Below are 26,709 nucleotides of genomic sequence, written 5' to 3' on the forward strand. Positions count from 1 at the left end.
AAAACAAGGGGAAATCCTAGGGGCTGCACTGAAACACAGCCCTCGCGATTGCGCAAGAACGGTAACCAAACCGCTCATTCGTAGCATGCACTTGCAGGGTTTGCAGCACCACACAGGATCAAGCTCGGGAAGGTCTGTCCCCCTTCCTGCACCACGGCGGAGCCCCAAGCCACACAGGTGGATCCCCGCCTGCGCGGGGATGACGCGGACAGGAGACAGACGCCGAAGTCCGTGCACCGTCATTCCCGCGAAGGCGGGAATCGAGCTCCGGCGCCACAGGCCACGCCCGTGGATCCCCGCCTGCGCGGGGATGACGCAGACAGGGGGCCGGCACCGAACACCACGCACCGTCATTCCCGCGAAAGCGGGAATCCAGCCCCCGCGCCACAGGCCACGCCTGTGGATCCCCGCCTTCGCGGGGATGACGCAGACAGGAGGCAGGCGCCGGAGTCCGTACCCCGTCATTCCCGCGAAGGCGGGAATCCACTGCGCTGGTGGTTCAGCAGTTACTGAAGTCGGGGCGGCGCTTTTTGGCGAAAGCGCGCCGCCCGCTGCGCGGTCCCACCCCTGCGGGGCCCCGCCTTCAGCAGTGGCTGAAGTCGGGGCGGCGCTTTTGGCGAAAGCGCGCCGCCCGCTGCGCGGTCCCACCCCTGCGGGGCCCCGCCTTCAGCAGTGGCTGAAGTCGGGGCGGCGCTTTTGGCGAAAGCGCGCCGCCCGCTGCGCGGTCCCACCCCTGCGGGGCCCCGCCTTCAGCAGTGGCTGAAGTCGGGGCGGCGCTTTTCCATGAAGGCGGTGAAGGCTTCGCGGGCGGCGGGGCCGGTCATGAGGCGGGCAAAGCTCGCGCCCTCCTCCTGCATGCGTGCCTGCACCTGGGGCGCCTGGCCGGCCTTCATGAGGCGCTTGGTCTCCATGAGCGCAGCCAGGGGCTTGGCGGCGAGCTTCCTGGCCTGCGCCTGGGCCAGCGCATTGCATTCGGCCGGCGGCACCACGCGATTGACCAGGCCGACCTCGAGCGCGGCCTCTGCCATGAAGGGCTCGCCCAGCAGCAGGGCCTCGGCGGCGCGGTGGTGGCCCAGCATCTGCGGCAGCAGCAGGCTGGATGCCGCCTCGGGGCACAGGCCCAGATTCACGAAGGGCAGGGAGAACGCCGCGTTGTCGCCTGCGTAGACCAGGTCGCAATGCAGCAGCAGCGTGGTGCCTATGCCCACGGCCGGGCCGCACACCGCCGCCACGATGGGCTTGGGAAACGCCGCGATGGTGCGCAGAAAGCGCCACACCGGACGCTCGCCGCTGGCCGGGCTGCCGGCCTGGACCTGCTCCAGGAAGTCGGCAATGTCGTTGCCCGCGCTGAAGATCGCCATGTCGCCCTGAAACACCACGCAGCGCACGGCCGCGTCCTGCTCGGCCGCGGCCAGCGCGTCGGCCATGGCGGCGTACATGGCCTCGGTGATGGAGTTCTTCTTGTCGGCGCGGTTGAAGGTGATGGTGGCTACGCCGGCCTCGGTGTGCACGAGGATGTCGCTGGACTCTGTCATGTTCATTCCTTGTAGTAGACGATTTGGTGGCTGGTGGCGAGCATCTGGCCGGCTTCGTTCCACAGCTGTGCGGACTGGTCGAAGAAGCCGTTGCGCAGCTCCTGCGCGCGCGCCTGCGCCAGCAGGTAGCCGGTGCCGGTGGCGGCCAGATCCGACTCACCCGCATGAAAGTACACGGTAATCGACACCGTGCCCGCAGGCACCTGGCGCGCACGGCGCAGCCACACGCGCGGATAGAACACATCGGCGAGTGCGGCCAGCGCACAGAAGTCCAGCGCCCGCTCGGGCGCATCGCGCACCCACAGCTGCGTCAGGCTGGTGTGGCCGCTGTCGTCCCACTGCGTGGGCAGCGCGCCCGACACGAGACGCATCTCGTAGCGACGGAGCCACTCGGAGCGAAATGCCGTCTCGACGCGCGCGCATTGGGCGGGCGCGGGCACGGCGGGCATGGGCAGGTCGGTGGCGCTCCAGGTCTCGCGGCGCAGGGCCGTGACCACGGTGGCCGTGGTCGTCACCTGCTCCTGGCCGTCGGCATCGCGCTGCAGCGCCGTCACGACCCAGTGCTGGGTGGACCGGTTGGTGCGCACCGGCTCGGCGCGCACGGTGAAGTCGCCCTCGCCGATCGCGGCCGCATAGTTGACGGTGAGCGACAGCGGCGCACCGAGCAGCCGCGGATGACTGAGCACGGCCCGCAGCAGCGTCGCGGCGGTGATGCCGCCAAACGGGCCGACCATGTTCCAGTAATCGGGCGTGGTGCGCCCCTGGTAGTGGCCGGGAGTGGCCGTGGACTGCAGTTGCAGCGCCGTATCAAGTGGGTGTGTTGCGGTGGTCATGGTCGTGCGAGTGTGCCGTGAAAGCGCGGCTCATGCCGTCGTGGTGGCGACTGGCGCGGCGCCGCCCTGCCAGCTTGCGGCCCATTGGGCCAGCACGCCCTGCGCGCGCGGCCACAGCGTGGATTCGAACTGCGGCCGGAAGAACCCCATGTGGCCTATGCGCCGCCCGCCCGCATCCTGAGGACCCAGGCGCTCGATGTGCCGTGGCGCGCCGCTGTACAGCGCCAGCAGTGCCTCGGTGCCGGCCAGGGTCATCATCTCGTCGTCCGTCATCGACAGCGCCGTGATGGGATAGCGCACCTGGGCGTAGCCGCGCTCCGCGCGCTCGCCCTCGGCGCCGGCGCTGTAGCGCGGGTGCAGGCACCAGCGGCGCCATTGCCAGGCCACACCCGCGGGCAGGTCGCCGATGGTGCGCAGGCGCCGGCCCGGGAAGTAGCCGCAGGCCAGCGTGGACAGCGGCAGCACCCCGTACCACAGCAACGGCGCCATGCGCCTGACCCGCGGCGCGATGTGGCGCAGGTAGCCGCTGCCCGCGGCCACGGCGAGCAGGCCGTCCACCTGCCCCGGCCGCGCAAACAGGCCAGGCAGCTGCGCTCCCAGGCTATGACCCATCAGGTACAGGGGCCTGCCCGGCAACTGCGCGCGCGCGTGCGCCACCACGGCCTCGTAGTCACTCGCCCAGTCGAACAGGTTGGCACGCGCGTGCGCGGGGCGGCCCTTGAGCGAGGCGCCATGGCCGCGGTAGTCGAAGGTGGTCACGCGCCAGCCCTGGCGCGCCAGCCAGGCGGCAAAGTCCTGGTAGAACTGCTGCGGCACGCCGATGGCCGGGCCCATCACCACGCTGGCGCGCGCCAGGCCGATGCCCTCGTGCACGCACAGCGCCAGCGGGGCGCCGCCGGGTGGCTCAAGGGTGTAGGTCTGCATGCTTGCGTCTCCTTGTGGGCCGGTCTGCGCCGGCTCGAAGTCATGCCAATAGGAACGGCCCGCGCACCAGGCTCGCGGGCCGCTCGCTCACGCCCTGCGTGCTTAAACGCTTTCGAAGATACCCGCCGCGCCCTGGCCGGTGCCGATGCACATGGTCACCATGCCGTACTTGAGCTTGTGGCGGCGCAGCGCGTGGATGGTGGTGGCCGCACGGATCGCGCCCGTGGCGCCCAGCGGGTGACCCAGGGCGATGGCGCCGCCCATGGGGTTGACCGTGGCGGGGTTCAGGCCCAGGGTGTTGATCACGGCCAGCGACTGCGCGGCGAAGGCCTCGTTGAGCTCATACCAGCCAATGTCCTCGTGCTTGAGGCCGGCATAGCGCAGCGCGGCGGGGATGGCCTCGATCGGGCCTATGCCCATGATCTCGGGCGGCACGCCGCGTGCGGCAAAGCTGACAAAACGCGCCAGCGGCGTCAGGCCAAACTGCTTGACGGCCTTCTCGCTCGCGAGGATCAGCGCGCCGGCGCCGTCGCTGGTCTGGCTGCTGTTGCCCGCCGTGACCGAGCCGCGTGCGGCGAACACGGGCTTCAACTTGGCCAGGCCCTCGAGCGAGGTGTCGGGGCGCGGGCCCTCGTCGAGGTTCACGGTACGCGTCTTGATGCCGACCTCGCCCGTGGCGAGGTTCGGGCTGCGCTCTATGACCTCCACGGGGGTGATCTCGTCGGTGAATTCGCCCGCCTGCTGCGCCTTGATGGCGCGCTGGTGCGACTCGAGCGCAAACGCATCCTGCGCCTCGCGCGAGACCTTCCACTGCTGCGCCACCTTCTCGGCCGTCAGGCCCATGCCGTAGGCGATGCCGACGTTCTCGTCGCGCGTGAAGATTTCGGGGTTGAACGAGGGCTTGTTGCCGCCCATGGGCACCATGCTCATGGACTCGGCGCCGCCGGCGATCAGCACATCGGCCTCGCCCACGCGGATGCGGTCGGCCGCCATCTGGATGGCGGTGATGCCCGAGGCGCAGAAACGGTTGACGGTGACGCCGCCCACGGGGTGGTCAAAGGCCAGGCCCATGACGATGCGCGCCATGTTCATGCCCTGCTCGCCCTCGGGGAAGGAGCAGCCGATAATGCTGTCCTCGATGGCCTTGGGGTCGAGCGTGGGCACCTGCGCCATGGCGCCGCGCACGGCGGCCAGCAGCAGATCGTCCGGGCGGGTGTTCTTGAAGTAGCCGCGGCCCGAGCGCCCGATGGGCGTGCGCGTGGCGGCGACGATGTAGGCGTCTTGTACTTGCTTCATGTTGTATCTCTCCTTGGCGCTCAGTTACGCACGGGCTTGCCGGTGTTGAGCATCCCCAAGATGCGCTCATGCGTCTTGGGCTGGCCGATCAGGTGGCAGAACACCTTGCGCTCCAGGGCCATCAGGTATTCCTCGCTCACCAGGGTGCCCGCGTCCACGTCGCCGCCGCAGACCACCTCGGCGATCATGCTGGCGATCTTGTAGTCGTAGGCGCTGATGAAGCCGCCGTCGCGCATGTTCACGAGCTGCATCCTGATCGTGGCCATGGCACTGCGGCCGGCCACGGGGAACAGGCGCTTGAGCGGCGCACGCCAGCCACTCGCGGCCATGGCCTTGGCCTCGTTGATGGCGACGAACAGGAGCTCGTCCCTGTGCGGCACGATGATGTCGGAGTCGAGCAGGTAGCCGAGCTTGCGCGACTCGATGGCGCTCATGCCCACCTTGGCCATGGCCGCGGCAGTGAAGCCCTCGCTCAGGAAGGGCAAGATGTCCTTGCCCGTGCTCGCGGCGGCCTTCTCGGCCGCACGGCGTGCGACGTAGGTCAGGCCGCCCGCGCCGGGCACCAGCCCCACGCCGACTTCCACCAGGCCCAGATAGCCCTCCATGTGCACCACGCGGCGCGCGCTGTACACGGCCAGCTCGCAGCCGCCGCCCAGGGCCATGCCATGGATGGCGGAGATGACCGGCACCTGCGCATAGCGTATGCGCAGCATCAGGTTCTGCAGCTCGGACTCGATGCTGTCGATGGCGTCGGCGCCGCCGACCACAAAGGCAGGCATGGTCGCTTCCAGATCGGCGCCGACCGAGAACGGCGCGTCGCCCGACCAGATCACCATGGCCTGGTATTCCTGCTCGGCCAGCTCCACGGCCTCGAGCAAGCCTTCCATGACCTCGGGGCTGATGGCGTGCATCTTGTTCTTGATGCTGGCGATCAAGACCTGGCCGTCGAGCGTCCAGGTGCGCAGCGCCTTGGATTCGGCAATCGTCGTGCCCGCCGTCTGCCAGTCGGGCAGGCTGTCCTCGCCGAGCAGTTTTTCAGGGAAAAGCTGTCTTTCGTAGACGGGGAGCACGCGACGTGCTATGAATTTTTGCTGCGATGGGCTCCACGAGCCGGCCGCCGTGTGCACGCCACCGGCCTCGGCCACGGGGCCCTCGAACACCCATTTGGGCAGCGGCGCGCTGCACAGCGCACGGCCCGCGTCGATGTCCTCCTGCACCATCTTGGCAACCTCGAGCCAGCCGGCCTCCTGCCAGAGCTCGAACGGGCCCTGCTTCATGCCAAAGCCCCAGCGCATGGCCTGGTCCACGTCGCGCGCGCAGTCGGCAATGCTCTCCAGGTGGATGGCGGCGTAGTGAAAACTGTTGCGCAGGATGGCCCAGAGGAACTGGCCCGGCGCACCCTCGGCATTGCGCAGCAGCTTGAGGCGCTCGGCCGCAGGCTTTTTCAGCATGCGCGCGTACACCTCGTCGGCCTTCTGGCCGCCGGGCACGTAGTCTTCGCTCTCGAGCTCGAAGCGCAGGATGTCGCGCCCCGCCTTCTTGTAGAAGCCGGCCTTGGTCTTCTGGCCCAGGTTGCCGAGCTCGATGAGCTTGGCGAGCACGGGCGGCGTGCCGAAGCTCGCGTAGAACGGGTCGGTCTCCAGCGAGAGGTTGTCCTGCAGCGTCTTGATGACATGGGCCATGGTGTCCAGGCCCACCACGTCGGCGGTGCGAAACGTCCCGCTCGATGCGCGGCCGAGCTTCTTGCCCGTGAGGTCATCGACCACGTCATAGGTGAGGCCGAAGTTTTCCACCTCCTTCATCGTGGACAGCATGCCGGCGATGCCGATGCGGTTGGCGATGAAGTTGGGCGTGTCCTTGGCGCGCACCACGCCCTTGCCCAGGCCGCTGGTGACGAAGGCCTCGAGCTGGTCGATCACGCGCGCCTCGGTGGCGGGCGTGGCGATCAGCTCCACCAGCGGCATGTAGCGCGGCGGGTTGAAGAAGTGGATGCCGCAGAAGCGGTGGCGCAGCGCCTCGGGCAGGGCCTCGGAGAGCTTGGTGATCGACAGGCCCGAGGTGTTGGAGGCCAGCAGCGTGTGCTTGGCGACATGGGGGGCTATTTTTGTGTAGAGGTCCAGCTTCCAGTCCATGCGCTCGGCGATCGCCTCGATCACCAGGTCGCAGTCCTTGAGCAGGCCCATGTGCTCCTCGTAGTTGGCGGGCTCTATCAGATCCGCATCCTCGGCCACGCCGATCGGCGAGGGCTTGAGCTTCTTGAGGTTGGCGATGGCCTTGAGCGCGATGGCGCTCTTCGGGCCTTCCTTGGCGGGCAGGTCGAACAGCACCACCGGCACCTTCACGTTGACGAGGTGGGCCGCAATCTGCGCGCCCATCACGCCCGCGCCGAGCACGGCGACTTTCTTGACATTGAATCGGGTCATGGTTTCTTCAATTCTTCGATGGTTATTCCACGCGCTGCCAGGTCTGGGTGCGCCAGAACGGGCCGAGGTAGCCGCGCACCTCCAGCTTCTTGCCGCCGTCGACGGGCGTGAGGCTGGCGCGGTATTCCTTGCCGTTTTCGGGATCGAGGATCTTGCCGCCCTCCCAGACCTCCTTGCCCTCGGCCTGCTTGCCGCCGCGGATGATCTCCAGGCCCACGATGGGCTGGCCCTTGCGGTCGTCCTGGCATTCGGTGCAGGTGGGCTTGGCGTCCTTGCGCAGGGTCTTCTCGATGCGGCCGCTCAAGGCGCCGGCCTGCTCGACGATGCGGATCTCGGCCTTGGGCTCGCCGCTCTTGTCGTCAATGCTGCGCCACAGACCCAGCGGGCTCATCTGGGCCAGTGCGGGGCCGGCGATTGCCATCAAAACGATAGCTGCTAACGCTTGTCTCATAAGGGCTCCTTGGCAAAAACTCTACGAATACTCGGTCACCTGTCACTCCCTCTCCCGCCCGCGGGAGAGGGAGTCAGCGGGCTCAGGCCAGCGCGGCGTCCGTGTCCATCAGCACCTTGCTGCCGGCACGTGCCGTGCGCATCAGCGTCTGCACCTCGGGGAACAGCTTCCCGAAATAGAAACGCGCCGTCTGCAGCTTGGCGGTGTAGAACGGGTCGGTGCTGCCCGCGGCAATCGCGCGCAGCGACACCTGGGCCATGCGCGCAAACAGGTAGCCGAACACCAGATGGCCGGCCACGCGCAGATAGTCCACGGCGGCGGCGCCCACCTCGTCGGGGTTTTGCATGCCGCGGAAGCCGATCTCGGTGGTGAACTTCGTCATCTGGTCGCCCAGCATGGCAATCGGGTTGATGAACTCGGCCATCTTCTCGTTCACGCCTTCTTCCATCACCAGCTGGCCCACGAGCTTGCCGAACTTCTTGAGCGTCGCGCCCTGGTTGCCCAGCACCTTGCGGCCCAGCAGATCGAGCGACTGCACGGTGTTCGTGCCCTCGTAGATCATGTTGATGCGGTTGTCGCGCACAAACTGCTCCATGCCCCATTCCTTGATGAAGCCATGGCCGCCGAACACCTGCATGCAGGCGTTGGTGGCAATGTGGCCGTTGTCGGTGACAAAGGCCTTGACGATGGGGGTCAGCAGCGCGACCAGCTCATCGCTGTCCTTGCGCACCTTCTCGTCGGGGTGGCTGTGGCTCTTGTCCAGCAGCAGCGTGCAGAAGATCTGCAGCGCACGCGCGCCCTCGGCATAGGCCTTGGCGGTGAGCAGCATCTTGCGCACGTCGGGGTGGACGATGATGGGGTCGGCGTCCTTGTCCTTGGCCTTGGTGCCGGACAGGCTGCGCATCTGGATGCGGTCCTTGGCGTAGGCCAGCGCGTTCTGGAAGGCCACCTCGGTCAGGCCCAGCGACTGGTTGCCCACGCCCAGACGGGCGGCGTTCATCATCACGAACATGGCGGCCAGGCCCTTGTTGGGCTCGCCCACCAGGGTGCCCGTGGCGCCGTCGATGCTGATCTGCGCCGTGGCATTGCCGTGTATGCCCATCTTGTGCTCCAGGCCCGTGCAGAAGATGGGGTTGCGGCCACCCAGCGATCCATCGGCATTCACATGGAACTTCGGGACCACGAACAGGCTGATGCCCTTGCTGCCCCTTGGCGCGTCGGGCAGGCGGGCCAGCACCAGGTGCACGATGTTCTCGGCCACGTCATGCTCGCCGGCGCTGATGAAGATCTTGTTGCCGGTGATCCTGTAGGTGCCGTCGGCCTGGGGCTCGGCCTTGGTGCGCAGCAGGCCCAGGTCGGTGCCGCAATGCGGCTCGGTCAGGCACATGGTGCCGGTCCACTGGCCGCTGACCAGCTTGGGCAGGTAGGTCTTCTTCTGCTCGTCCGTGCCATGGGCCAACAGGGCCTCGTAGGCGCCATGCGACAGGCCGGGGTACATGGTCCAGGCCTGGTTGGCGCTGTTGAGCATCTCGTACAGGCACTGGTTGACGGTGTGCGGCAGGCCCTGGCCGCCAAACGCGGGGTCGCAGGACAGGGCCGGCCAGCCGCCCTCGATGTAGGTGGCATAGGCCTCCTTGAAGCCCTTGGGCGTGGTGACGCTGTAGTCCTGCTTGTTGTGCGTGCAGCCCTCGGCATCGCCGCTGATGTTCAGCGGAAAGGCCACCTCGGCGGCGAACTTGCCGGCCTCCTCGAGCACGGCGTTGATGGTGTCGGCGTCGGTCTCGGCATGCGCGGGCATGGCCTTGAACTCGTCGGCGACGTGGAAGACTTCATGCAGCACGAATTGCATGTCGCGCAGCGGCGGCGTGTAGGTAGGCATGTGAACTCTCCTCTCGAGGTGGGGTGGCTGATGTGATAGGGGTGAAAGAAAAACCGGCGCCGCCCTATGCGGCGTAGCGCGCCAGAATGTTGTCGAAGGCGGTATTGGCCCGCGCGATCGAGCCGGGCGTGCGCAGAAAGCGCGCCTCGTAGTGCAGCGCGAGGATCAGGCCGTGGATCTCGAACAGCAGCTGCTCCTCCCGCACGTCGGCGCGCAGCTGGCCGCATTCCTTGCACTGCGTGATGGCGCGCTTCATCGCCGTCTGCCAGGTCTGCACCGACTGGGCCAGCGCGTCGCGCACGGGCCCCTCGCGGTCATCGAACTCGACCGCGCCGCTGATGTAGATGCAGCCCGAGTCGATCTCTATCGAGGTGCGCTTCATCCAGTTGCCGAACATGGCGCGCAGGCGCGCAATGCCGCGCGGCTCGCTCATGGCGGGGTAGAACACCTCCTGCTCGAAGCGCTGGTGGTATTCGCGGATCACGGAAATCTGCAGCTCCTCGCGCGAGCCAAAATGCGCGAACACGCCCGACTTGCTCATGCCCGTGACATCGGCCAGCGCGCCGATGGACAGGCCCTCGAGCCCGATGTGCGCGGCCAGGCCCAATGCCGCATCCACGATCACGGCCTTGGTCTGCTGCCCCTTTTGCAGGGCGCGACCTTCGCGACGCGGCGCGCGGGCAGTCTTGGCGGAGGGAGGCGAGGTGGGCATGGCACAAAATAAAACGAACGATCGTTCTATTCTGCATGAAATGCCGGTGCGGCACCAGTCTTTGCAGCCGCGCAGAGCGCACCCAAGGGTAAACACCTAGTTGCTCACCGACCGCACAAGCGCAGCCACGGTGAGCGGGAGGCGAGAGAGCCGGAACAATGTGCCGGCGAGGCGGTCCGGCTCCGGGCCGGTGCCCCCCCCCGCTAGAACATCAACGCCAGCGTCGCATCCATGTGCTCGGTGGGCAAGCGGCGAAAACCCGTGCGGGCATAGCGCTGCAGGCGCCCGCGCAGCAGGTCGCACAGGGCGGCGGCGCGCACCTGGGCCTGAGCCGTGGGAGCGGCGACACCCTCGGCATCGGCGGCAGGCCGCAGGCACTGGCGCAGCGTGGATTCCAGCTTGTCGAAGAACAGGTTCATCCGCTGCTGCAGGCGCTCGTTCTCGAATACCAGCGCATCACCCACCATGACGCGCACCATGCCCGGATTGCGCTCTGCAAACTGCAGCACCATGGTGACGATATGCGCCGCGCGCTGGGCACCATCCGCGTCGCCGGGGTGGTCCACCACCTGACGCACCAGCGTGAACACGCTGCGCTCCACGAAATCGATCAGGCCCTCGAACATCTGCGCCTTGCTCGCGAAATGGCGGTAGAGCGCCGCCTCGCTCACCGACAGCTGGCGCGCCAGCGCCGCCGTGGTGATGCGCTCGGCGCCCGGCTGCTCCAACATGGTGGCCAGCGCCTGCAGGATCTGCTCGCGCCGCTCGCCAGGCCGCGGCCGGCGACGCGGTGCGGCTGCACCATTGGATGGAGAGAGTTCGGGGGTGGCAGAGGAGGAATCGGGCATATTGCAACAAATGTATGCAATTGATTCTCGCACAGCACATGCCGATCCTGTGTCAGTGCTATCCACAACCGTCGCAGGCAAGCAACCCCGTTCGTGAGCGGGGTCGTGGCCGGTGGTCCGCCAAACATGGGCCGAGCATCGACATCGATGCAGCCCCCTGTACGTCCCAGGGGCCTGCCCTATCACGCAAGCGAGCCGTCGGAAGCGAGTGGAGAGCCCCGCCATCCGCGGCGAGCCCCTCACTCGCTGCGAATCATGGTGCCGTAGGCCTGATCCGTCAGAATCTCCAGCAGCATGGAATGCGGCACCCGGCCATCGACCACATGCACAGCATTCACCCCCGCCTTGGCGGCATCGATGGCGCCGGCGAGCTTGGGCAGCATGCCGCCGGAGATGGTGCCGTCGGCGATCAACGCGTCGATCTGCACCGGCGTGAGCTCGGGCAACAGCTGACCCTGCTTGTCCAGCACGCCCGGGATGTTGGTCAGCATCACGAGCTTCTCGGCCTGCAGCACCGTCGCCAGGCGGCTGGCCACGACGTCGGCGTTGATGTTGTAGCTCTCGTTGTTCTCACCAAAGCCAATGGGGCTGACGACGGGAATGAAGGCGTCGTCCTGCAGCGCCTTGACCACGCTCGGGTCGATCTCCACGATGTCGCCCACCTGACCCACGTCGTACTCGATGCTCGGATCCTTGTGGTCCACCATCTTGAGCTTGCGAGCGCGAATCATGCCGCCGTCGCGCCCCGTCAGGCCCACGGCCTTGCCGCCCGCGTGGTGGATCAGGCCCACGATGTCCTGCTGCACCTCACCGGCCAGCACCCACTCGACCACCTCCATGGTCTCGGCATCGGTCACGCGCATGCCCTGGATGAACTCGCCCTTCTTGCCCAGGCGATGGAGCGCCGCCTCAATCTGCGGGCCGCCGCCATGCACGACCACGGGGTTGATGCCCACGAGCTTGAGCAGCACCACATCCTCGGCAAAGTCCTGCTGCAGCTCCGGGTCGGTCATGGCATTGCCGCCGTACTTGATGACCATGGTCTTGCCATGGAACTTGCGGATGTAGGGCAGCGCCTGGGCCAGGATTTCGGCCTTGTCGCGGGGGGCTATGGTGGAGAGATCGGTCATCGTGCAGCCTGTGGACAAGCAAGAGCAAAAGAAGCGAAATTGTGCAGCATCAAAAGCGCATCCAGCCAGGCACCTTGAACCGCACGATGGCGATGTAGGCCGCCAAATAGGTCGCGCAGAACAAGGCGCAGAACGCCATCAGGACCGGTGTGTTTCGCCAGAACAGCACGGCCGGCACCACGGTGAGCATGGTGAACCCCCATAGGTAGGGTGACGTTCGGTTATTGCGTATCAACATGTCGCGCGCCTCGTCGTCGCCGTCGAACACACCGCGCACGATCCGCCGGTACACCAGTTGGTGGAAATGAAGCGCATCGGCCATGCCAGGCGAATCACCTCGCACCAACTTGCGATAAATGGAGAACACCGTTTCCCACACAGGGTAGATCAGCAACAACATCGGGAACCACGCTGACACCTCTGCATGGCGCTGCACCAAGGCAATACTGGCAAATGCGATCACCACCCCCCAAAGATAAGCACCACCATCGCCGGCAAACAACCAACCGCGCGGATAGTTCCAGATCAGAAAGCCAGTCGTCGACGCCGCAGTCACCGCCAAAATGCTCGCAAGCGCACGATCATTCACCTGCAACGCAACATGGGCAAGCGCCAAGCAAACCACTATGGCCACCATGGCTGCTAACCCGTTATACCCGTCAATAATATTGAACGCGTGCGGCAACCCCGTAATTGCGATTAAGGCCAACACCACGCCCAACCACGGCATGGCATGCATCCAGCCATCGACCACACCAACGCCCAATCGCGGCACCGCGAGGCCACACCAAGTCACGGCCAGCACGCCGGTGATCAGCGTCAACCCCAGGCGGTAGAGCACCGAGAGCCGTTGCGTCAAGTCCTCCCACACGCCGCCCAGGACAGCCGGCAGCAACGCCACGGCCCAAGAAGCCACCCACACGCCCATGCCCAATCGCGTGGGATCCCCAAAATGGCGCGACAGCACCAACCCAAGAAGCCAGCCGCCCCACACGCTCACCAGCATGCCCACGCCGCCAAGCCTGGGCGTCTCACCCACATGAAATCTTTGTGGTGCTGCCGGATCGTAAGAAAAACGGCGACGGCGCGCCCAACGCAGCACGAGCAGCGAGACAAGGGCGGACAGCACGAAAGCAAAAACGGCAAGCAAGAGCATGAAGGGATTTTCAGGCGGAAACGCGCCGCGCTGCTTTGTACTGCCGATACACAGGCGATGCCCATAAACGCAACATGCTGGCCATATGCCAGCGCAGGTGATCGAGTTTGCGACTGCTGGCCCTAGCGCCCTCGTGCACCACGACACAATCGGCCCTTTGCAGGCGGAAACCCGCCAACTGGATGCGCAGGCAGAGGTCTACGTCCTCGCAGTACATGTGATATGACTCATCAAAGCCACCCACAGTCTCCCATACCGCACGCGGCAACACCATGCAGGCCGCATTGACCCAATCGACGTCATGCTCTGCACGGCGCAGGAGTCGGCGCCGCCACAACGTCCAGGGAGTCGGGAGAGCGCGCACGCTATCCTGCACTTCGCCCCGCTCGTCCACCTGCAACGGGTAAGCACACCCGACGCCAGGCAGTGACGCCGCCCGCACCAGTTCCCCCAAAGCTGCGCTGTCACACAATCCAATATCGGGATTGAGCACGCAGACGAAGGGCTCGGTCACACCGCGAAGCGCCCGATTATGGTTGGTGCCAAAGCCAAGTGGGCTGGCGTTTGCGCGCACATTGAGCACGAAGGGCCATCCCCGCCTTGGTGCCTGCGGCTCGCTCTCTGGCAAATTCAGCGTCAACACGACGCGATCAACAGTGCCCGCACCGAGATCTGCCAGGGAACGCAGCAATTCATGAACCAGATCTGCATGACCATGACTTACAACAGAGATCACTAACAAAATAGACTCAGTCCAGAAAGAAATTTTGACTCATCGGAGTGTCGCCGGTTATGACCAACAAACCGACTCTTCTGCCCGTGCAAGCGGTTGATTCATATGGCCTGGTCAGGACGCATGGGGCTGCAATAGTGATCCAGGTGTCGAACTCGGGAGGCCTCCTGCAGTTCACGCAGTTGCTTCTCGTACTGCTCTTTGACTTCCAACGGCTTGGTGCGCAGGGCATTTTCCATGCCGCGCTTGCCGTCATCGACCCACTGCTCGACTTCGGAGGGGCTGAGATCGAAGGCCCGGCTGGCCTCTGAGATCGTGGTCTTGCCCTGGATGATGTCCAGAACCAGGGCGGTTTTGCGCTTGGCTGTCCAGCGCTTGATGTCGTCTTCCATCAGGGTGCTCATCGTCGTTTCCTTCAACGTTAACACCTGTGCAGGAATTCACTGGGTCAATACAAAGGTGCGCTACCGTGGGCTGGCCAAGAACACCGCAACGCTGACGATGCTGGCGGCACTGGGCAATCTGTGGATGGTGCGCCGAACATTACTGGACTGCAGACATAAGTGCGTCTGCATGGCGCCAGAAAGGCGCAGCGACCGCGACGAGCGCCGAGATTCGCGTCAATTCACTCTGGAATTGCCGTTCCGACTCACATCACGGAGTCCGAGTCGCATTACTCATCTCCTCAACCTCGGCGGGTGGGGTTTTGCAGACCTTCCTTAGGTTGGAAACCCACTAGCGCATCCATCGTCTAAGCCGGCGTAGTGTGCGATAAGCCAGCCGATAAAGCAAGCGAGAAATATTAAGCTGCGAATCGATGAGGGCCGCCCACTCATCATGGCGCGGAGAGAACTCGCGTGCGAGAGGTGGAGGCGCGAGTGTTGATGACTCCGATTTTTGCAAGTAAGCGACCAGCACCTCAGGCGTGTGGAACTTCTCATACTGCGCGCGAGAGAGCTGTTTTTCTCCCACAAGCTGCTCTGCGCGAAGACCCTCGAGATGCGCCAAAAGATCTTCTGGATCAGACCAGTGAAACGCTTCTGGGTATGCCAGCTCGAGGCCGCTCAATATACGCGAGTACATGTGCTGATGCATAATAACGGGCACACTGGCACCCATGGCCTCAATTAGGGTTAGGCCTGCTCCGTATGGAAATGATGCAATGTATGCATCAACGCAGTGTTCCTGCAGAGCCCTCCAAACACTAGGAACCCACTCAATATATAGAAAGCAATCTTTCGGCAGTCCTTCTTTGCGAATTCCTTTGCGTATCCGGCGCAAGGCCCAGGGGGTTAGCCTTCCAATGTGGATATGCTTTCCACGAGTTGCTTTGATTATGTGCGGAATGAGATCTATGTAGCTTAAGTAATATGGGATCTCGATCTTATTTGATCGCGCCGCCGTGGCAGTAATTAGGCCGCCCCCGACATTTGCACAAGTTGCAGCAAGAGTGCCACCTTTATCCTCAAAAGTAAGTGGAAGATAGCAATTCTCAATAGCTAACTCATTGCGACAGTGATGGTACCCCATTGGATGCAGATCAACATGAGCAACATGACTCATATACACCCCAAGACAAAGATGGTGGTCGCCGTGATGGTAAAAACTTACGTCTAAATCAAGTTCCGGTACTAGAGCAGCTATTGCAACACTATCTTGATGATGATTAAACAAGTGGACGCGCTCCGGCTTGTGTCGCAGCAATATTGACTGAAGCCACAATAGTCGATGCCGAAAGTCTCCGCGCGGAGCCTGTTTGAATTGTACATTTCCAATCCCTGATAGACACTGCAGGATGTAATCACCATCCGAGGATCCGGAAATCTCCGTCGACAGGATTAAGTGATTTTTTTCTGGCTGTGCGCGTATGAAATCCAAAACAAGCCGCGAGTGACCACCAGAACTCTGCAGGCGACTTACAATATAGACAGTGATATTTGCATCAACGTCCGCAACATCTTCATAAAACCGAGATTCGATCGCATCGTGCAAATTGGAGCGACCAATTTTAATACACAAGCCATCAAGCTCCCTAGAGGCGAAAACTTGCGCGGTGCAGAGAGGCTCAGTTATTATCCGCTCAACAAAATCATGAATAAGATTCAGACCCGCGTTAAGCCGCCCCTGGGCGATCGCCAGTTCTACTTTTTCTGCAAGTGACCGCACTGAGTGGAAATTAGTATTCACTCGTGATTTTATGTGATAAATGGTCTACCTAAGCTATTTACCGGCCAAATCGCGCGAAAGCGCAAAGATCCATGCCCACCAATAGCTGGTAAATCACAGATATTGGAACTTGATCAATTCCACCGCCACTGAAAGGCAACCAACGCCACTCTGGATCGCGACAAGGCAAACTATTTTCGGAAGCTTTTCACCGAATTGATAACAGCATCAATTTCAGCGTCAGATAGATCTGGCGACATTGGTAGACTCAAGACTTGCCGGGCCAAACATTCTGCAATAGCAAGCGTCTTGTAGCCGCTCCCCGCGTAGCAGCCCTGTCGATGTGGCGGGATTGGATAGTGAATAACGGTAGAAATCCCTAGCGCATCGAGATGCGCCTTGAACTCATCGCGATAGTCACTGCGAATTACATATAGATGCCATACTGGATCCGCATAATCCGGAACACAAGGAATGGAACCATCAAATCCTCCTAGACACTGAGAATATATGGCCGCAATCGCTTTTCGCCTATTATTCCATTCATCCAAGAATTTTAACTTAATCCTTAAGAAGGCGGCCTGCATTTCATCAAGCCGGCTATTATAACCAGCAACATCATGCTGGTATTTGATTGTAGATCCATAGTTGCGAAGGAGGCGAACTTTATCGGCAATCACATCATCATTCGTAAGCACCGCACCACCATCACCCAGCGCCCCAAGGTTTTTTCCTGGATAAAAGCTAGTTCCTGCGGCATGACCCAATGATCCCACCTTTCGACCTTTGTATCGAGCACCTTGGGCTTGGGCGGCATCCTCAATCACAATCAAGCCATTTCGGGAAGCAATCTCATTTATAGGATCCATATCTGCCGGTTGCCCATATAAATGAACCGGGATAATGGCGCGAGTACGTGGGGTAATTGCAGCCTCCACCAAAGCAGGATCAATGTTATGAGTTTCCATGAGAGGCTCCACCGGCACTGGAGTAGCCCCGCATTGGCTCACAGCAAGCCACGTAGCAATGAACGTATTGGAGGGAACAATAACTTCATCTCCCGGACCAATTTGGTAAGCTCGAAGCAATAAATGAAGTGCCTCCAATCCGTTACCGACGCCAATGCAGTTCCTTACTTCGCTATACGCCGCAAATTCAGATTCAAATGCTGATAATTCAGGCCCCATAACAAACCACCCAGACTGCATTACCCTTTGATAGGCCTCGTCGAGTTGTTTACGAATGGGCTGATGAAGACGAGCCAGATTCAAAAATTGAACTTTCATAAATTTATAACCGTTTAGCATCATCTAGAAAAATGCCATAGTCACGATAATAATCCTCTTCATCGTAAAAATCTGACGCAATAACCATACAAACCGCTCCCGATGAAAAATTATCAATTTCCCGCCAAATCATCGGGCAAACATACAAGCCATTATAGCTACGATTGAGGTGAATTGTCTTCTTGCGACCACCATCATCCAGGTGAATATCAAACGAGCCAGATATTGCAACAATCAATTGATGCAGCGCCTTGTGCGCATGTCCACCACGCTCAGCACCGCCCGGGACGTCGTAAAGATAGTAAACCCGGCGGATGTCGAATGGTATGTGTCGATATGCCTCTATATAAGTAAGGTTACCACGACTGTCCGTAATCTTGGGGAGATCGATAATATGACATTTATCTAAGTTCGCCATTACTTTTCCTTGAGGGCAGGGCTACTTGTTCAGATCGCCTCGCTGCCTTGCTGGCATACCAACCACTACTGAATTTGGATTTACATCCCTTGTTACGACTGCACCAGATCCTATAGTTGATCCTTCGCCTAGTCTAACTCCCGGCAAGATGCTCGCGCTCGCACCCACAACCACATTATCCTCGATAGTTGGCCCTATCACATGCCCCCCATATCCTGCACGAACGGAATTATCATTCGTGGTGGCAACCAGAAGACTAATAAATACATCCGAACCAATATTGCAATTTCCTGTAATATGCGTGAGATCCATAATTTTTGTTCTGTCACCAATTGACGTATTATAATTTATAGTTACATAGCGACTTATTATGCACCGCTGACCTATCCGGCATTGCTCTCTAATCGACGCACCATCACCTATCAGCGTATTGTTTCCTATTTCAACATCAAAATAGATAACAGAATTCGGCCCAATGGAGCATTGACTTCCAATGCGCACGTATTTCTTGAAGCTCGGTAGCCTAGCAAGCGATCCCGCACCTTTTGGCTCCTTCCCAACCAAAGCGCCCGGGAAAACCTCGACTTCTTCGCCAAGTTCTACGCCATCGGCAATGATTGCGTGTGAATGAACTACCGAACCATTGCCGATAGATGCATTTCCAATGACCGCATACGGTCCTATATCCACATTTTCGCCAACTAGTGCCTTTGGATGAATTATAGCCGTCTTGTGAATCCTGCGAGTGTTCATGCTAAGTACCCTTGTTTGCTTGCCGTATTATCTTTAGCCTCTAAGGCTGCTTCAATTTTTTTCGGATCAACATAATAATCCGAATGGGGGCCTACATTTTTATCGCTAGCGCCACTTCCAAGAATATAACAGATACTCTTCCCCGAAGCCTGAGCAATATTTTGCCAATACCAGTAAATTGTACCCGGCAGCTGATTAATTAGAATAACAATCGCGGCCTCATTCCTGGAAAATATTATATTAGACATCGCCGCACCAGTGGGCCCAATAACTATATCCGCGTTATAAAAAAGTGCAATTTGTTGAGCAAATGAGAGTTTCTCTGGCTCTACGACAGAAAACCCTTGAGCAACGAGCAATCTCTCTATTTCGGCGTTGTTTGTGACTTTTCTTACGCCAGAATTTCTTCTTATGTATATTTTTTTTGGATATGCCTGAATGCCAAGCGCCACTACTGCTGGCGCAAGCACGTTTTTAAGATAGTTAAGCGCTGGTGGGCTAAAATAGCCATGCACGGGGGCATCGCCTCTTTTTTTTCGCGGCTCAAATGGCACATAACCAGCAACTGATGTAATGTACAGTCTTGCCACTCGTATCGCCCGCCCAATTGGGATGGTTATTATCTCGCGTCCGGGCTCCACCACCGCGGCCAGGGATGACATAATATTTTTATGCAGACCTTCATCGACTATTACAGGGACATCTTTGAATTGCTTCACAGAGCAAAATGCCGCAACACGCGGCAGGACCTCTGTGAGCCAGTGCGCGTAATTCGAAGCACAGGCATCAACAAATGCCGCTGCTACCTGAATGTCCTCTGGCGCTGTATCTTCGTGTGTGACACATATTTGTTTTTTGTTTACATCGATAACGTGTCGCCCGTGTAATTCTTCACTTGTGTAGTCTTGCTCGAAGTTATAAAGATCGTGGCATATTACATCTTCATCGGTGAAGGTAAGGTTTGTTCCGCCGCAAACCCGCGCATTTTCTACTTGGATAATGCATATTGGCGGAAACTCATATTGATCGTGTGGTTTTTCAAGATGCACCTGATCATCATTTGGGAATGTACAAGGTGTTGCGGTGTTAATGATTGCATTACTAAACACTTTGGTTATTGGACTATTGGCTTTTTTTGCATAGTCTCTGAAAGTGATTAAGGGATACCAAGTGCTTTTCGCTTTCCTCTTAAGGCGTCTTGCCACGTGCTTTTCATAAACTGGATAAAAGTTTATCCATAGCCACATAGCTGTCCGCCGAAAAAGTGGGCGCGCCTTAAGATGGGCCACATAGAACCGCCCCACCCAAGTTTTTTTCGCGCCATTTAGCGCACCAACCGCATCAGATGATGGATCAATTTTACGAATCATTTGCCTCGATGGCAAAGATATATCGTCACAACGCTCAGGCGGAGTCCATGCATGTTGAATTAATATTTCATCTGGGACTTGACCACCATTCTGCACCTCGTTATTTTGCATCCTTAACATAATTTGTTCAAGAATATTTTCTTGATGAGCCAGGTTGCTACGGATAATGCGAAGTGACTCACGCAGATCAGATATGAGAGATTCTATGTTTGATGATGTAGTCATTTTTCGGCCATTTCGTATTGATCAGAATAGTTTAAATATATTTTGACCACCATGTCCGTTCTGCATTAAATTACACTAGTAACTCACCCTCATCGACCCGTGTCGCAAGGATTTTTTGCGCAAATCACTTTTTGTCAACTATAATTTGAACTTAAGGAACCCCTGCATAAATCAAAGGTACTCTACCTGAGCCATTCATCACGACACGTTAACGCAGCCATGCGCGTGTGAGTTATTAATACTGCATTGACTTCAATAATGAATAACTCCTGCCAGAAGTAGCTATCACAGCGGGAGTCCATTTATGAAGAAATTCCTTAGTCGCTTCACTCTCACTCTCTGTTCGGACAAAAATCTCTCAGAGGAACCCCAAGGAATGTGTCAAAACTCAAAAATCGATCTTTAACCTCTTAGAGAAACACCATATTACAAGTACGAGTGGGTCAATAAATAGAGTTTTGAACGCCGTTCCTAAGCATATTTAACGGACTGCAGGTTAGCGAATAGCACTGACGATACAGCCATGCTCCAAGTGAACAATCTTGTTGCATTCCCTTGCTAGCAAATCCGGCGAGTGCGAGGCAAGAACAAGAATGCCAGACCGCGAAACGACGTCACGCATACGCTGCTCAGCCTTATTTGTGAATTCAGCATCGCCAACAGATAGCCATTCGTCCATTAACAAAATATCGGCCTGTACGCTGGTAGAAATGGAAAACGCCAGACGCATGGCCATCCCGGTGGAGTATGTACGGACCGGCATGTCTAGGTAATCACCTAGCCCGCTGAACTCTGCAATCTCCGGGGTTAGTGTCGATATTTGATTTTTACTTAACCCCATTACCAGCCCCCGAAGAACAATGTTTTCGTAGCCGGTCGCATCGGGCTCGATACCAAGGGATGGGTCTATTAGACTTGCGACGCTGCCTTCGCGGACCAGGGTACCTGCGGATGGCTCATAGATACCAGCAATGGTGCGCAGAAGAGTGGATTTTCCAGCCCCATTATGGCCAACAAGGCCCAAGCGGTCACCACTTCTCAGTTCAATCGATATGTCGTTTAGTGCTTGTACAACAGTAACGCCAGTTTCCTTACCGATGCGTCCTCCAGTGACCGACGCAACCAGGGTTTTTTTTAAAGAGCTGGCGCCAGCACCATAAATTGGGAATCGGACCGATACCCCTTCCATATAAATGCATGCCATTAGATATTACAACCAGTAGATGACGCGGCGACGATATTTTCTAAACAGCCAACCGGCGGCAATGATATTGAATGTTGTCCAGCCCGCTATAACGAGCCAGACTTCGAGTCCAGGCGCGCCGCCCAACAGCGGAGCACGCAACAAATTAAGCAATTGCGCAAGGGGATTCCATAAGACATACTTCGCTCGCTCCGGCAAACTGGTATCCATCCAGAAAACTGGCGTTAAAAACATAAGAACCTGCATTACGCTGCTTATAATTTGTGCGACATCGCGATACCGGGTGCAGAGCAGGCCAAGCATTAGTCCAATCGCATGTGCATTAATCAATGCAAGCAGAAGAGCTGGTACTACCAGCCAAGCGTTCGATGTTAGGGGAACATTCACCCAATAGGCAATAGGCAGGAAGAGGATGATTTGGTGCGCAAAAACGATAAGGTTACGCGCGATGCTACGCCATACAAAAAGACTTATCGGAAAATATGCCTGCTTTAGATGGCTGGACGAATTGATAAATACCGAGCATGAGTCCGTTACAATATTAGAGAATAATGACCAATAAATAATCCCCAACGCCAAGTAGGGGAAGAAAGTCGTGAGATTAATATTGAATAGACTGCTGTACAGTGGCCCCATTCCTGCGATCAATGCACCCATGCTGAGCGTCAACCAAAACGGGCCGAGCATAGACCGGCGATACCGTAGAACGATATCGAACCACGCCAAGGTCCACCAGATGTCGACACGTTTTGTTCCATCCCACCACTCGACCCAGGCGTTGCGCTTGGAACTGGCGGGAGGAGGTAGATAGGGGTGCGATTTGGCCAAGCGCTTTGTGGCAGCGACACTCACGTTGGAAGTCCTCATCAAAGTGTTAGATTTTACTAGAGAAGGTCTCACATGGACGTCTCCAGAAAAGCAAGATCCAACGACGTGAAGAGCTGAAGCGTTTACAGTCTAGGGTCAGGTTCCACCACAGCTACAGGCAGTAGAAGCGTTGATTGCAATTCAGGAGAGGGAGGTTATTTAGGCACTCCGTACGCTTACTCGAACACCTCTGCAGCGGCTAGCAACACCCCCTGCACATCCTTCGCAGACAGTAGCGGTGCGCCCCGATAATGCCAATCGATAGCCAGTTGGGGATCGCTCCAGAGAATGCACCGCTCAAATTGAGGCGCATAAAATTCTGTAGTTTTGTAGAGGACGTCGGCCACACCGTCCAAAGTCACAAATCCATGTGCAAAACCCGGTGGTATCCACATCTGTTGCTTGTTCTCGTCGGACAGCTCTGCTCCAACCCATTGTCCAAATGTTGGCGAGCTTTTGCGGAGATCCACTGCCACATCCCACACGCAGCCGCCCACCACGCGCACTAGCTTGCCCTGCGGGTGCTGGATCTGGTAGTGTAAGCCGCGCAACACGCCATGACCACTTCTGCTGTGATTGTCCTGTACGAACTGGTGGTCGAAACCTATCGCTTCGTTAAAGGCCTTTTGGTTATAGCTCTCGAAGAAATGGCCACGTGCATCACTGAAAACATCTGGTTCGAATAGCACAACGTCCGGAATGGAAAGGCGAGTAGCTTTCATTGGAACACCTTGTCCTTCAGAAGGCGCTGGAGGTACTGACCGTAGCCGTTCTTGGCCAGGGGCTGGGCCAGGCGTTCGAGCTGGGCGGCGTCTATCCAGCGGCTGCGCCAGGCGATCTCTTCGGGGCAGGCGACTTTCAGGCCCTGGCGGTTTTCCAGCGTGGCGATGAACTGGCTGGCCTCGAGCAGGCTGTCGTGCGTGCCGGTATCAAGCCAGGCGTAGCCCCGGCCCATGGTCTTGACGGTGAGCTGGCCCTGCTCCAGGTAGGCCTGGTTGACGCTCGTGATCTCGAGCTCGCCGCGGGCGCTTGGGCGGACGGCCTTGGCGATATCCACCACCTGGCTGTCGTAGAAGTACAGGCCGGTGACGGCGTAGTTGCTCTGCGGTGCCTTGGGCTTTTCCTGGATGCTCACTGCCTTGCCCGCTGCATCGAAGGCGACGACGCCATAGCGCTCGGGGTCATGCACGTGGTAGGCAAAGACCGTGGCGCCGCTTTGGCGCGCATCGGCCTTTTTCAACAACTGCTGAAAATCGTGGCCGTAGAAGATGTTGTCGCCCAGCACCAAGGCGCTGGGAGCGCCGGCCAAGAACTGCTCGCCAATCAGAAAGGCCTGGGCCAGGCCATCGGGGCTGGGCTGCACGGCATATTGCAGGTTCACGCCCCACTGGCTGCCATCGCCCAGGAGCTGCTCAAAGCGCGGCGTGTCCTGCGGCGTGCTGATGACGAGGATGTCGCGTATGCCCGCCAGCATCAGGGTGCTGAGTGGGTAATAGATCATGGGTTTGTCGTACACCGGCAGCAGCTGCTTGCTGATGGCGAGCGTGGCCGGGTGCAGGCGCGTGCCGGAGCCGCCGGCGAGGATGATGCCTTTGCGTTGCTGTGTCATGGGGTGAGTCAGAGTATTTCAGTCAGCATGCGCGAGACGCCCTGCTGCCAATGCGGCAGCGTGAGGCCGAACGTGGCCTGCAGGCGGCTGCAATCGAGGCGCGAGTTGTGCGGGCGCACGGCCGGCGTGGGGTAGGCGCTGGTGGGGATGGGGGTGACTTCGGTCGCTTTTATTTTTATAGCTGGTTGCGCTTGCCTGGCGTGCTCCAGCACGTATTTTGCATACATATGCCAGTTGGTCTCGCCGGCGGCGGCGCAGTGGTACAGGCCACCGTCCTGGGGATGACGCTGCAGGTGGCGGATGGCATGGGCCGTCACGTCGGCGAGCAGATCGGCGCCGGTGGGCGCGCCCCATTGGTCATCGATGACCGTCAGGCGCTCGCGCTCTTGCGCAAGGCGCAGCATGGTCTTGGCAAAGTTGCCGCCGCGCGCGGCGTAGACCCAGCTGGTGCGGAGGATCAGATGGCGGCAGCCCGATTGTTGAATGGACTGCTCGCCCTCGAGCTTGGTACGGCCATAGACCGAGAGCGGCGCCGGTGCGTCGGCCTCGCTCCAGGGGCGGCTGCCGCTGCCGTCAAACACGTAGTCGGTGCCGTAGTGGATGAGCCAGGCGCCCAGGCGCGCGGCCTCCTGCGCCAGCAGGCCGGGGGTGGTGGCGTTGATGCGGCGGGCGCGCTCGGGCTCGCTCTCGGCCTTGTCCACGGCGGTGTGGGCGGCGGCGTTGACGATGACGTCGGGGCGCAGGCTGCGCACATGGGCGAGCACCTGATCGGGCTCGGTGAAGTCGGCCTCATCATGCCCCAGGGCCGTGACGCGGCCGAGCACGGCCAGGCTGCGCTGCAGCTCCCAGCCGACTTGGCCGTTCTTGCCCAGCAGCAGGATGTTCATGCCTGTGCGCCCTCTTTTTCGCCCTCGTACTGCCGTGCCACCCATTCGCGATAGGCACCGGACTGCACGTTGGCCACCCAGTCCGGGTTATCCAGATACCACTGCACGGTTTTGCGTATGCCGGACTCGAAGGTTTCGGCCGGGCGCCAACCCAGTTCGCGCTCGATCTTGCGCGCGTCGATGGCGTAGCGGCGGTCATGGCCGGGGCGGTCCTTGACGTGGGTGATTTGCTCGGCGTACTTCTTTCCGTCGGCGCGCGGGCGCAATTCGTCGAGCAGCGTGCAGATGGTGTGGACGATCTCGATGTTGGGCTTTTCGTTCCAGCCGCCCACGTTGTAGGTCTGGCCGACCACACCCGCCTCGAGCACGCGGCGGATGGCGCTGCAATGGTCCCTCACGTAGAGCCAGTCACGCACCTGCATGCCGTCGCCATACACGGGCAGGCTTTTGCCGGCCAGAGCGTTGACGATCATCAGCGGGATGAGCTTTTCGGGGAAGTGCAGCGAGCCGTAGTTGTTGCTGCAATTCGTCGTCAACACCGGCAGGCCGTAGGTATGGTGCCAGGCGCGCACCAGGTGGTCGCTGGCGGCCTTGCTGGCCGAATACGGGCTATTGGGCTCGACCTTGTTGTCTTCGGTAAACGCCGGGTCAAAAGGCGCGAGCGTGCCGTAGACCTCGTCGGTGCTCACGTGCAGAAAGCGAAACGCTTCTTTTTTTGCAGCTGGCAGCGCGTTCCAGTAGTGCCTTGCGGCCTCCAGAAGCCTGAAGGTACCGACGACGTTGGTCTGGATGAAGTCCTCGGGGCCGTGAATCGACCGGTCCACATGGCTTTCGGCGGCGAAGTTGACAATGGCGCGCGGCTGGTGCTCGGCCAGCAGGCGGTCGAGCAGCGCGCGGTCGCCGATGTCGCCCTGCACGAACACATGGCGCGCGTCGTCCTTGAGGCTGTCGAGGTTGTGCAGATTGCCCGCGTAGGTGAGCTTGTCGAGGTTGAGCACGGGCTCGTCGCCGTGCGCCAGCCAGTCGAGCACAAAGTTGGCGCCAATGAAGCCGGCGCCGCCGGTGACCAGAATCATGGGGGGGTCCGTTAAGGGTGTCGCGTGAGCAAAACCGATGATTATCCCACTGCCCCCAAAACGGTTGTAACCGTTCGTCCGCGCAAGTGGACGAAGGTTTAGGGCGTGTTAACACTAATTGTTTTTGCGCCCGCCATGGCACAGACTGGCAGCCATGGAGATAACGCCAGAACAATTCGCCAAGATCGAGCACTGCCTTCCCACGCAGCGAGGAAACGTCAGCCTGAGCAACTTGCAGGTCGTCAACGCCATCCTCTACGTAGCCGAGCATGGCTGCAAGTGGCGTGGACTGCCCAAGCGCTTCGGTAACTGGCACACGATCTACACGCGCATGAACCGCTGGACCAAGGCTGGGGTCCTCGACAGAATGTTCGAGGAACTGCAGAAGGCTCAGGTTGTGCGCATCAAGATCGAGGCGGTGTCACTGGACTCCACAAGCATCAAGGTGCACCCAGACGGCACGGGCGCGCTAAAAAAAACGGCCCCCAATCCATCGGCAAGTCTCGAGGTGGATGGACAACCAAGATTCATATGGTTGCCGCGGATGCTCGAACGGCCATAACGTTCTCACTGTCGCCGGGCCAGGCCGGCGATGCCCCACAAGGGCGCGAACTGCTCGCCAGCCTGGGCGCCCCGAACCGGCCGCTGCACCTGCTCATGGACAAGGCCTACGAGGGCAACGAGACGCGCCAGTTGGCGCTCGATTTGGGCTACATCCCCGTCGTGCCACCGCTGCGTACCCGCGTCGAGCCTTGGGAGTACGACCGCGAGATGTACAAGCGCCGCAACGAGGTTGAGCGTCTATTCCGCCGCCTCAAGGGCTTCCGGCGCATCTTCACGCGGTTCGAGAAACTCGACATCATGTTCCTCGGCTTCATCAGCTTTGTACTCGTCGCTGATGGGCTTCGGATGTGTTAACAGGCCCTAG

At 59.8% G+C, this 26,709-nt stretch carries 25 protein-coding genes and 1 pseudogene; 2 read left to right on the top strand and 24 right to left on the bottom strand.

Going from position 1 to position 26,709, the window contains the following annotated elements; genetic code table 11:
• Positions 1 to 749: 749 nt before the first annotated feature.
• The 13 genes from ABUE11_RS15640 to ABUE11_RS15700 form a co-directional block, all read right to left on the bottom strand.
• A complete protein-coding gene (locus ABUE11_RS15640; protein ID WP_367066273.1) occupies positions 750 to 1,535 on the bottom strand; it encodes an enoyl-CoA hydratase in 786 nt (261 codons plus the stop codon).
• Between the two features lie 2 nt (positions 1,536 to 1,537).
• Entirely contained in the window at positions 1,538 to 2,368 is an 831-nt protein-coding gene (locus tag ABUE11_RS15645; RefSeq protein WP_367066274.1) for a thioesterase family protein, read from the bottom strand.
• A 30-nt stretch (positions 2,369 to 2,398) separates the two neighbouring features.
• Positions 2,399 to 3,292 carry an alpha/beta fold hydrolase gene (locus ABUE11_RS15650; RefSeq protein WP_367066276.1) on the bottom strand — a complete coding sequence of 298 codons (894 nt, stop codon included), beginning with the start codon at positions 3,290 to 3,292 and terminating at the stop codon, positions 2,399 to 2,401.
• Between the two features lie 102 nt (positions 3,293 to 3,394).
• The gene (locus ABUE11_RS15655; RefSeq protein ID WP_367066277.1) at positions 3,395 to 4,588 is read right to left on the bottom strand and encodes an acetyl-CoA C-acyltransferase; all 1,194 of its coding nucleotides are present in this window, start codon (positions 4,586 to 4,588) and stop codon (positions 3,395 to 3,397) included.
• 20 nt (positions 4,589 to 4,608) lie between these two features.
• Positions 4,609 to 7,011: a 3-hydroxyacyl-CoA dehydrogenase NAD-binding domain-containing protein gene (locus ABUE11_RS15660; protein WP_367066278.1), complete on the bottom strand. Its 2,403-nt coding sequence runs from the start codon at positions 7,009 to 7,011 to the stop codon at positions 4,609 to 4,611.
• 22 nt (positions 7,012 to 7,033) lie between these two features.
• Entirely contained in the window at positions 7,034 to 7,462 is a 429-nt protein-coding gene (locus tag ABUE11_RS15665; protein WP_367066280.1) for a DUF2147 domain-containing protein, read from the bottom strand.
• 82 nt (positions 7,463 to 7,544) lie between these two features.
• Entirely contained in the window at positions 7,545 to 9,341 is a 1,797-nt protein-coding gene (locus ABUE11_RS15670) for an acyl-CoA dehydrogenase C-terminal domain-containing protein (RefSeq protein ID WP_367066281.1), read from the bottom strand.
• Positions 9,342 to 9,405: 64 nt separating this feature from the next.
• Positions 9,406 to 10,053 carry a TetR/AcrR family transcriptional regulator gene (locus ABUE11_RS15675; protein WP_367066282.1) on the bottom strand — a complete coding sequence of 216 codons (648 nt, stop codon included), beginning with the start codon at positions 10,051 to 10,053 and terminating at the stop codon, positions 9,406 to 9,408.
• 203 nt (positions 10,054 to 10,256) lie between these two features.
• Entirely contained in the window at positions 10,257 to 10,901 is a 645-nt protein-coding gene (gene slmA / locus ABUE11_RS15680) for a nucleoid occlusion factor SlmA (RefSeq protein WP_367066283.1), read from the bottom strand.
• A gap of 239 nt (positions 10,902 to 11,140) precedes the next feature.
• Positions 11,141 to 12,031 (bottom strand): acetylglutamate kinase, encoded by an 891-nt coding sequence (argB, locus tag ABUE11_RS15685; RefSeq protein WP_367066284.1) that lies wholly within the window; start codon positions 12,029 to 12,031, stop codon positions 11,141 to 11,143.
• Between the two features lie 49 nt (positions 12,032 to 12,080).
• A complete protein-coding gene (locus tag ABUE11_RS15690) occupies positions 12,081 to 13,187 on the bottom strand; it encodes a glycosyltransferase (protein ID WP_367066285.1) in 1,107 nt (368 codons plus the stop codon).
• 10 nt (positions 13,188 to 13,197) lie between these two features.
• On the bottom strand, positions 13,198 to 13,923 hold the full coding sequence (locus tag ABUE11_RS15695; RefSeq protein ID WP_367068841.1) for a glycosyltransferase: 726 nt from the start codon (positions 13,921 to 13,923) through the stop codon (positions 13,198 to 13,200).
• Positions 13,924 to 14,021: 98 nt separating this feature from the next.
• Positions 14,022 to 14,324 carry a DUF1153 domain-containing protein gene (locus tag ABUE11_RS15700; RefSeq protein ID WP_367066286.1) on the bottom strand — a complete coding sequence of 101 codons (303 nt, stop codon included), beginning with the start codon at positions 14,322 to 14,324 and terminating at the stop codon, positions 14,022 to 14,024.
• Between the two features lie 49 nt (positions 14,325 to 14,373).
• Here ABUE11_RS15700 and ABUE11_RS15705 point away from each other — a divergent pair.
• Positions 14,374 to 14,469 (top strand): annotated as a pseudogene (locus tag ABUE11_RS15705) (IS5/IS1182 family transposase); the annotation flags it as partial.
• Positions 14,470 to 14,655: 186 nt separating this feature from the next.
• Here the strand turns inward: ABUE11_RS15705 and ABUE11_RS15710 are convergent.
• From ABUE11_RS15710 to rfbB, 11 genes are all read right to left on the bottom strand, one after another.
• Entirely contained in the window at positions 14,656 to 16,107 is a 1,452-nt protein-coding gene (locus tag ABUE11_RS15710; protein ID WP_367066287.1) for a hypothetical protein, read from the bottom strand.
• Positions 16,108 to 16,277: 170 nt separating this feature from the next.
• Entirely contained in the window at positions 16,278 to 17,372 is a 1,095-nt protein-coding gene (locus tag ABUE11_RS15715) for a DegT/DnrJ/EryC1/StrS family aminotransferase (RefSeq protein ID WP_367066288.1), read from the bottom strand.
• A gap of 4 nt (positions 17,373 to 17,376) precedes the next feature.
• Positions 17,377 to 17,790: an FdtA/QdtA family cupin domain-containing protein gene (locus ABUE11_RS15720; protein ID WP_367066289.1), complete on the bottom strand. Its 414-nt coding sequence runs from the start codon at positions 17,788 to 17,790 to the stop codon at positions 17,377 to 17,379.
• A 21-nt stretch (positions 17,791 to 17,811) separates the two neighbouring features.
• Entirely contained in the window at positions 17,812 to 18,543 is a 732-nt protein-coding gene (locus tag ABUE11_RS15725; protein ID WP_367066290.1) for a DapH/DapD/GlmU-related protein, read from the bottom strand.
• Positions 18,540 to 20,138 (bottom strand): glycosyltransferase family 61 protein, encoded by a 1,599-nt coding sequence (locus tag ABUE11_RS15730; RefSeq protein WP_367066291.1) that lies wholly within the window; start codon positions 20,136 to 20,138, stop codon positions 18,540 to 18,542. The genes ABUE11_RS15725 and ABUE11_RS15730 overlap by 4 nt, the downstream gene beginning before the upstream one ends.
• Before the next feature lie 496 nt (positions 20,139 to 20,634).
• Entirely contained in the window at positions 20,635 to 21,342 is a 708-nt protein-coding gene (locus tag ABUE11_RS15735) for an ABC transporter ATP-binding protein (RefSeq protein ID WP_367066292.1), read from the bottom strand.
• A 6-nt stretch (positions 21,343 to 21,348) separates the two neighbouring features.
• Positions 21,349 to 22,194 carry an ABC transporter permease gene (locus tag ABUE11_RS15740; protein ID WP_367066293.1) on the bottom strand — a complete coding sequence of 282 codons (846 nt, stop codon included), beginning with the start codon at positions 22,192 to 22,194 and terminating at the stop codon, positions 21,349 to 21,351.
• A gap of 191 nt (positions 22,195 to 22,385) precedes the next feature.
• The gene (gene rfbC / locus ABUE11_RS15745; RefSeq protein ID WP_367066294.1) at positions 22,386 to 22,931 is read right to left on the bottom strand and encodes a dTDP-4-dehydrorhamnose 3,5-epimerase; all 546 of its coding nucleotides are present in this window, start codon (positions 22,929 to 22,931) and stop codon (positions 22,386 to 22,388) included.
• Positions 22,928 to 23,818 (bottom strand): glucose-1-phosphate thymidylyltransferase RfbA, encoded by an 891-nt coding sequence (gene rfbA / locus ABUE11_RS15750; protein ID WP_367066295.1) that lies wholly within the window; start codon positions 23,816 to 23,818, stop codon positions 22,928 to 22,930. Before rfbA ends, rfbC begins: the two co-directional genes overlap by 4 nt.
• 8 nt (positions 23,819 to 23,826) lie before the next feature.
• Positions 23,827 to 24,705, bottom strand: a complete 879-nt coding sequence (rfbD, locus tag ABUE11_RS15755; protein ID WP_367066296.1) for a dTDP-4-dehydrorhamnose reductase — start codon at positions 24,703 to 24,705, stop codon at positions 23,827 to 23,829.
• Positions 24,702 to 25,781 (bottom strand): dTDP-glucose 4,6-dehydratase, encoded by a 1,080-nt coding sequence (gene rfbB, locus ABUE11_RS15760; RefSeq protein WP_367066298.1) that lies wholly within the window; start codon positions 25,779 to 25,781, stop codon positions 24,702 to 24,704. Before rfbB ends, rfbD begins: the two co-directional genes overlap by 4 nt.
• 154 nt (positions 25,782 to 25,935) lie before the next feature.
• Here rfbB and ABUE11_RS15765 point away from each other — a divergent pair.
• A protein-coding gene (locus tag ABUE11_RS15765; protein ID WP_367065164.1) for an IS5 family transposase occupies positions 25,936 to 26,699 on the top strand; the annotation gives its coding sequence in 2 pieces (ribosomal slippage) (positions 25,936 to 26,251 and positions 26,251 to 26,699; 765 coding nt in all).
• Positions 26,700 to 26,709: the final 10 nt, after the last annotated feature.

Source organism: Oryzisolibacter sp. LB2S, from assembly GCF_040732315.1.
Lineage (GTDB): Bacteria > Pseudomonadota > Gammaproteobacteria > Burkholderiales > Burkholderiaceae_C > Alicycliphilus > Alicycliphilus soli.